Annotated in this window: 7 protein-coding genes; all 7 read left to right on the forward strand. The window is 39.2% G+C overall.

Translation table 11 applies throughout. The features are described 5' to 3' along the window. Positions 1-866: DUF4846 domain-containing protein (locus ACW6OJ_RS07100; protein ID WP_456096145.1), on the forward strand; the 866-nt coding region annotated here is incomplete at its 5' end. A 199-nt stretch (positions 867-1,065) separates the two neighbouring features. Next, a complete protein-coding gene (locus tag ACW6OJ_RS07105; protein ID WP_456096146.1) occupies positions 1,066-1,533 on the forward strand; it encodes a ribosome maturation factor RimP in 468 nt (155 codons plus the stop codon). A gap of 25 nt (positions 1,534-1,558) precedes the next feature. Further along, entirely contained in the window at positions 1,559-2,800 is a 1,242-nt protein-coding gene (gene nusA / locus ACW6OJ_RS07110) for a transcription termination factor NusA (protein WP_456096147.1), read from the forward strand. Positions 2,801-2,863: 63 nt separating this feature from the next. Continuing rightward, on the forward strand, positions 2,864-3,139 hold the full coding sequence (rnpM, locus tag ACW6OJ_RS07115; RefSeq protein WP_293428928.1) for an RNase P modulator RnpM: 276 nt from the start codon (positions 2,864-2,866) through the stop codon (positions 3,137-3,139). A 4-nt stretch (positions 3,140-3,143) separates the two neighbouring features. Then, positions 3,144-3,458, forward strand: a complete 315-nt coding sequence (locus ACW6OJ_RS07120) for a L7Ae/L30e/S12e/Gadd45 family ribosomal protein (RefSeq protein ID WP_293428926.1) — start codon at positions 3,144-3,146, stop codon at positions 3,456-3,458. A gap of 12 nt (positions 3,459-3,470) precedes the next feature. Continuing rightward, complete coding sequence (gene infB / locus ACW6OJ_RS07125; RefSeq protein WP_455104193.1) at positions 3,471-5,414, forward strand: translation initiation factor IF-2; 1,944 nt, start codon at positions 3,471-3,473, stop codon at positions 5,412-5,414. 27 nt (positions 5,415-5,441) lie between these two features. Then, positions 5,442-5,792, forward strand: a complete 351-nt coding sequence (gene rbfA, locus ACW6OJ_RS07130; protein WP_293428922.1) for a 30S ribosome-binding factor RbfA — start codon at positions 5,442-5,444, stop codon at positions 5,790-5,792. Positions 5,793-6,049 lie beyond the last annotated feature (257 nt).

The raw sequence follows: 6,049 nt of genomic DNA on the forward strand, positions 1-6,049 counted from the left end.
TATGCCTAGGAATGTCAATATCACTTACAGGCTGTGGGGACAATAAATCTTCTACTGACACAAAGGGGACTAAAACAAGCACTAGCCAGGTCAAGAGCCTAGTTAATAAGGATGGAGATAATATAGAAACTAGGTACAAGACACCTGAGGGCTATACAAGGGTTAAGGTTGCAAATGACTCATTTGGAGAATTTTTAAGACAGGAAAAGTTAAAAAAATATGGGGAAAAGTCTTATTACTATAATGGTAAGGCTAAACCATCAGAGGGTGTATATGATTCAGTATTTGATATAGACTTAGGCGGAAAAAATCTCCTTCACTGTGCAGATGCTTGCTTTAAGTTTAGGGGAGACTACCTATATAAATCAGGCCAGTATGACAAAATTAAGTTTAACTTTGTATCATCAGGTGTGGCAGATTTTTCTAAGTATACCAAGGGATACAGGGTAGATCCTGAATCAGGTCAGTACTTTTTGATGGCAGAACCAGATAGTTCAGAGGCTGTATATAAGAAGTTTATGAATCTTGTCTATGGCTACTGTGGCACCCTATCCTTGGTAAAAGATACTCATGATGTAGATATTGACGATATGCAGATAGGAGATGTCTTTGTAAGAGGTGGAACTCCAGGGACTAAGAGGGTAGGTCATGCTATTATGGTTATAGACATGGCTGAAAACCATAAGGGTCAGAAGGTATTTATGCTAGCCCAGTCCTATATGCCAGCTCAGCAGACACAGGTCCTAGTAAATAAGGCTGATAAGGAATTGAGTCCTTGGTATAGCCTAGACCAGGTCAAGAAGGCTGGTAAGATGGTAACACCTCAGTGGACCTTTGAACTAAATGAATTAAAACGATTCAACTAAATACTTGAAATGCCTTGAAAATGCTTAAAAAGTATGGTATTATATATGTATTGAATATGTGTTTTAAATGTGAGGCATTTTTTTGGCTCACATTTTTTCATGCTGGTATCATTGCCTGACAAATCACTACTAATAGTGGTATATTGACAGGCCTGATATAGACAATTTAATATTTTGACAATTGAATAGGAGGTGTGCTATGAAGAAAAACATTGCGCAGAGGGTTGAAGAAAAGATTCGGCCAAGCGTTGAAGGCTTTGGATATGAGCTTGTTGATGTTGAATACGTCAAGGAAGCGGGTGTATACTACCTAAGGGTAATTATAGACCACCAAAATGGAATAGGCCTAGACGAATGTGAAAAGGTAAGTAGGGAAATAAACCCTATACTTGATGAAGAAGACTACATAGAAGATAATTATTTCTTAGAGGTATGTTCACCAGGTATAGATAGGGTCCTTAAGAAGGACAAGGAGTTTAGTAAGTATGCAGGCAAGACTGTAGAAGTTAAGCTTTACAAGAATGACGAAGACCTAAAAACTAAGCAGTTTGAAGCTGAATTAATAGGTCTTGATCAAGATGGTATGGTAGTAATATCAATAGGTGATACAGAAAAGAAATTTGATAGAAAAGAAATTGCCCAGATAAGACTGGCAGTTGTATTTTAAATAGGTAAATAAATCGGAGGTAAGAATGAACAAAGATTTTATGGAGGCCCTTAATGAGCTTGTAAGAGATAGGGGAATAGACAAGGATGTATTGCTAGAAACTATAGAACAGGCATTGACATCTGCCTACAAGAAGAACTTCGGTTCTGCCCAGAACGTCAGAATAGATATGAATAGGGAAACAGGTGATATAAAGGTATATTCTCAGAGAGTGGTTGTAGACGAGTCAGACCTATACGATAACTTCCTAGAAATTGAGCTATCTGAGGCTAGGGAAATCAACCAGTCATATGAGCTTGGTGACATAATTGAGCATGAAGTAACTCCAAGAGACTTTGGTAGAATAGCGGCCCAGACAGCTAAGCAGATAGTAGTTCAGAAGATAAGAGAGGCTGAACGTGAAATGACATATAATGAATTCCTAGAAAAGCAGGATGAACTAGTAACTGGAGAAATATCTAGGACTTCATCAAGAGATGGCAAGCAGATAGTCTTTGTCCAAATAGGTAAGGGTGAGGGCATTCTACTACAGAGCGAACAAATTAGGGGTGAAGACTATAGGATAGGTAGCAATATGAAATTCTATGTCCTTGAGGTAAACAAGACTAACAAGAATCCTCAGATATTACTATCAAGGTCTAATGCTGGCCTAGTAAAGAGACTTTTTGAAATGGAAGTCCCTGAAATTCAGGAAGGTATCGTCCATATCAAGTCTATCTCTAGAGAGGCTGGATCTAGAACAAAGATGGCTGTAAAGTCTATAGACGACAAGATCGATCCAATTGGTGCTTGTGTAGGTACGCAGGGTGCCAGGGTAAGAAACATTGTTGACGAGCTTGGAGATGAAAAGATAGATATAGTTAAGTATAGTGATGACCCATCTACATTTATAGAAGCTGCCCTTAGTCCGTCAAAGGTTACAAAGGTATTTGTGGACGAATCAAATAAGTCTGCCATAGTAATAGTGCCAGACTACCAGCTATCACTTGCCATTGGTAAGGAGGGTCAGAATGCAAGACTAGCAGCTAGATTAACTAACTGGAAGATTGATATCAAGCCAGAATCAGAATTTGGTCCAGAAGAAGAGGCTGCCCTACTAGAGGAAATAGAAAACAACCAGATAGCGGCTGAAGAGGAAGCTAAGAGATTGGCAAAAGAGGCTGAACTAAAGGCTGAGGAAGTAAATGATGACCAGGTAGAGTCTAAAGAAGCCAATGATACTTCAGAACTAGAGGTTCAAGAAGCTAAGGAAGAAATAGAAGAGTAAGACTGGTAATAGGCCTATAGGGTCAAAAGTCACTATAGGTAAGATATATGTTGGAGGTGTCCAATGCAAAAGCAGAAAAAAGTACCCCAGAGAAAGTGTATAGTTTGTCAAACTAGGGATGCAAAAAAGGGGTTAATTAGGGTCGTAAAAAATAAGGAAAATGAAATATTTATAGATCCTACAGGCAGGGCCAATGGTAGGGGTGCCTATGTATGTGCCAACCAGGAATGTCTAACAAAGGCCATCAAGTCTAAGCAACTGAATAGGGCATTTAGGATGGATGTAGATGACCAAGTATATGAACACCTACTAGGCCAACTAGAAAAGCTAGAGGATTAGTAGCATGCAGGAAAAAAAAATATACTCATGGTTGGGTCTAGCTATGAGGTCGGGAAACCTGGTATCAGGTGATGATACAACCCTAAGAGACCTTAAAAAAATGAGACTAAGCCTAATTATAATAGCTGATGATGCATCAGCCAACACTAAAAAATTATTCACAGACAAGTCCAGCTATAGAAATATAGCCTGCAGACAATTCGGAACCAAGGAAGAATTGGGCAGGTCTATAGGAAAAAGTCCCAGGGCTGTACTTGGAATAAAGGACAAGAAAATGTCAGACCAGATATTAATCTTGTTAGATGGGACTCAGATATAGGAGGTGGTTTTTATGTCTAAGACTAGCATAAAAAATATTGCCGAAGATTATAAGATGAGCGAAAAAGAAATCGCAAAAAAAATTAATGACTTTGGTGTAGAAACAACAGAAGATAAGAAACATTTAGAGGGTGAAAACCTACAGCTATTTATAGAAATGCTGAATGAAGAAATAAAGGAAGCCAAGGGTAATGTAGTTGAAGTTGAGGGCAAGATAACTGTCCAAGAAATTGCAACTCAGATGGATAGACCAGCTTCAGAAGTAATTATGAAATTGATGAAGATGGGTACTATGGCTACTATAAACCAGGAAATAAGCTTTGATATAGCTGCCCTAGTATGTAGTGAATTTGGCTTTACCCTAATGAGGTCTGATAACTCAGAAATAGAAGAGCTAGAAATAGAGGCCTTAATGGAAATGGAAGAGGATGATGAAAAGGACCTAGTGCCTAGACCACCAGTGGTAACAGTAATGGGTCACGTTGACCACGGTAAGACATCCCTTCTAGATGCAATTAGAGATACAGATGTAATATCTGGAGAAGCTGGTGGTATTACCCAGCACATAGGTGCATCTGAGGTCAAGATAAATGGTCAGAAGATAGTATTCCTGGATACACCAGGTCATGAGGCCTTCACATCAATGAGGGCAAGAGGTGCCCAGGTTACAGATATAGCTATCCTTGTAGTTGCTGCAGATGACGGTATCATGCCACAGACAATAGAGGCAATAAACCATGCCAAGGCAGCGAATGTTCCTCTAATTGTAGCAATTAATAAAATAGACAAGCCAGGTGCTAACCCAGAAAGGGTAAAACAGGAATTGTCTGAACAGGGACTTTTGGTTGAAGACTGGGGTGGAGATGTAATCTCTGTAGAAGTGTCAGCCAAGAAGAGGATAAATATAGAAAGTCTGCTAGAAATGGTACTTCTTGTAGCTGAGGTAGAGGAGCTAAAGGCAAATCCTAACAAGAGGGCTGTTGGTACTGTAATAGAGGCAGAACTCGACAAGGCAAGGGGTCCAGTTGCAACTGTATTAGTACAGGGTGGTACTCTAAGCGTTGGAGATCCAATAGTTGCGGGTGTAGCATCTGGTAAGGTTAGAGCTATGATTAACTACAAGGGCAAGAGGATCAAGCAGGCAGGTCCTTCTACAGCAGTAGAAATACTTGGTCTATCTGAAGTTCCAGCTGGTGGTGACCAGTTCGCCGAAACACCAAATGACAAGACAGCTAGACTTATAGCTGAAAAGAGGCAGGCAATGCAGAGAGAGGAAATGTTGAAGGCTTCTTCAAAGATATCTCTTGATGACCTATTTGCCCAGATGTCGGAAGGAAAGGTTAAGGACCTTAATATAGTAATAAAGGCTGATGTTCAGGGCTCTGTACAGGCTGTAAAGCAGTCTTTAGAAAAACTATCTAACGAAGAAGTTGCCATAAAGGTAATCCACGGCGGAGTTGGTGCTATAACAGAATCAGACGTATTACTAGCATCTGCATCTAATGCCATAATCATAGGCTTTAATGTTAGGCCAGTATCAGGATCAGAGCAGGTAGCTGAAAAGGAATCTGTTGATATAAGAACTTACACAATCATATACAAGGCAATTGAGGATATGAAGGCTGCCATGAGTGGTATGCTGGATCCTGACTATGTAGATGAAGATACAGGTAAGGTAGAAATTAGAGAAATATATAAGATATCTGGTGTAGGAACAGTTGCCGGCTGTTATGTAACGTCAGGTAAGATAATGAGAGCCTCTAAGGTTAGGATTGTTAGGGATGGTATAATCATCCATGAAGGCGAGCTAGCTGCTTTAAAGAGGTTCAAGGATGATGTAAAGGAAGTAGCCCAGGGATTCGAATGTGGTCTAAGCTTTGTTAACTATAACGATATCAAACCGGGTGATGTAGTAGAGGCGTATATCACTAAAGAGGTCGAAAGAACTCTAGACTAATAGTGCCTCAGAAAAGAGAGGTATAATATGGCTTCAAACAGGATAAAAAGAATTAGTGAAGAAGTAAGAAAGGTAGTCAGCACCATGCTGATTAATGGAATCAAAGATCCAAGAATCACTTCAATGATCAGTGTAACTGATGTAGAGGTTACAAATGACCTAAGATATGCCTTTGTATATATAAGCATACTAGGTGGGGACAAGGAAGCCTCTTTAGAGGGTCTAAACTCAGCTAGGGGCTATATAAGAAGAGAGGTAGGTAGACAGGTCAAGCTTAGATATGCACCTGAAATTATCTTCAAAATAGATGATTCTATTGAAAGAGGTATGTACATGGATGAGTTGATCAAGAGTGTCAACAAGGATGGAGACCATTAATTAAATGTAAAGTAAAAGGAACTCTTTAGGTATTTTCCTAAGGGGTTTCTTTTTGTATTGGGGAACATCTAAACCTAGAAATATTAAAAAAAGCACAAGGATAAATCCCTGCATAAAATAGGGACATTAAAATCACAATAAGCTTATATATCAAATTATATTGTCATATATATGATAATTGCTGTATAATAAAGAGTGGATTATGCTGAGGAGGTAGAAGGATGGCTGAAATTAAAAATAGGAGCCTGTCAGAGGAG

It is taken from the genome of Peptostreptococcus sp., assembly GCF_977045075.1.

Coding starts and splice junctions, on each gene's coding strand:
- ACW6OJ_RS07105 (WP_456096146.1), top strand. CDS start 1,066: ATGAAGAAAAACATTGCGCAGAGGGTTGAAGAAAAGATTCGGCCAAGC.
- nusA (WP_456096147.1), top strand. CDS start 1,559: ATGAACAAAGATTTTATGGAGGCCCTTAATGAGCTTGTAAGAGATAGG.
- rnpM (WP_293428928.1), top strand. CDS start 2,864: ATGCAAAAGCAGAAAAAAGTACCCCAGAGAAAGTGTATAGTTTGTCAA.
- ACW6OJ_RS07120 (WP_293428926.1), top strand. CDS start 3,144: ATGCAGGAAAAAAAAATATACTCATGGTTGGGTCTAGCTATGAGGTCG.
- infB (WP_455104193.1), top strand. CDS start 3,471: ATGTCTAAGACTAGCATAAAAAATATTGCCGAAGATTATAAGATGAGC.
- rbfA (WP_293428922.1), top strand. CDS start 5,442: ATGGCTTCAAACAGGATAAAAAGAATTAGTGAAGAAGTAAGAAAGGTA.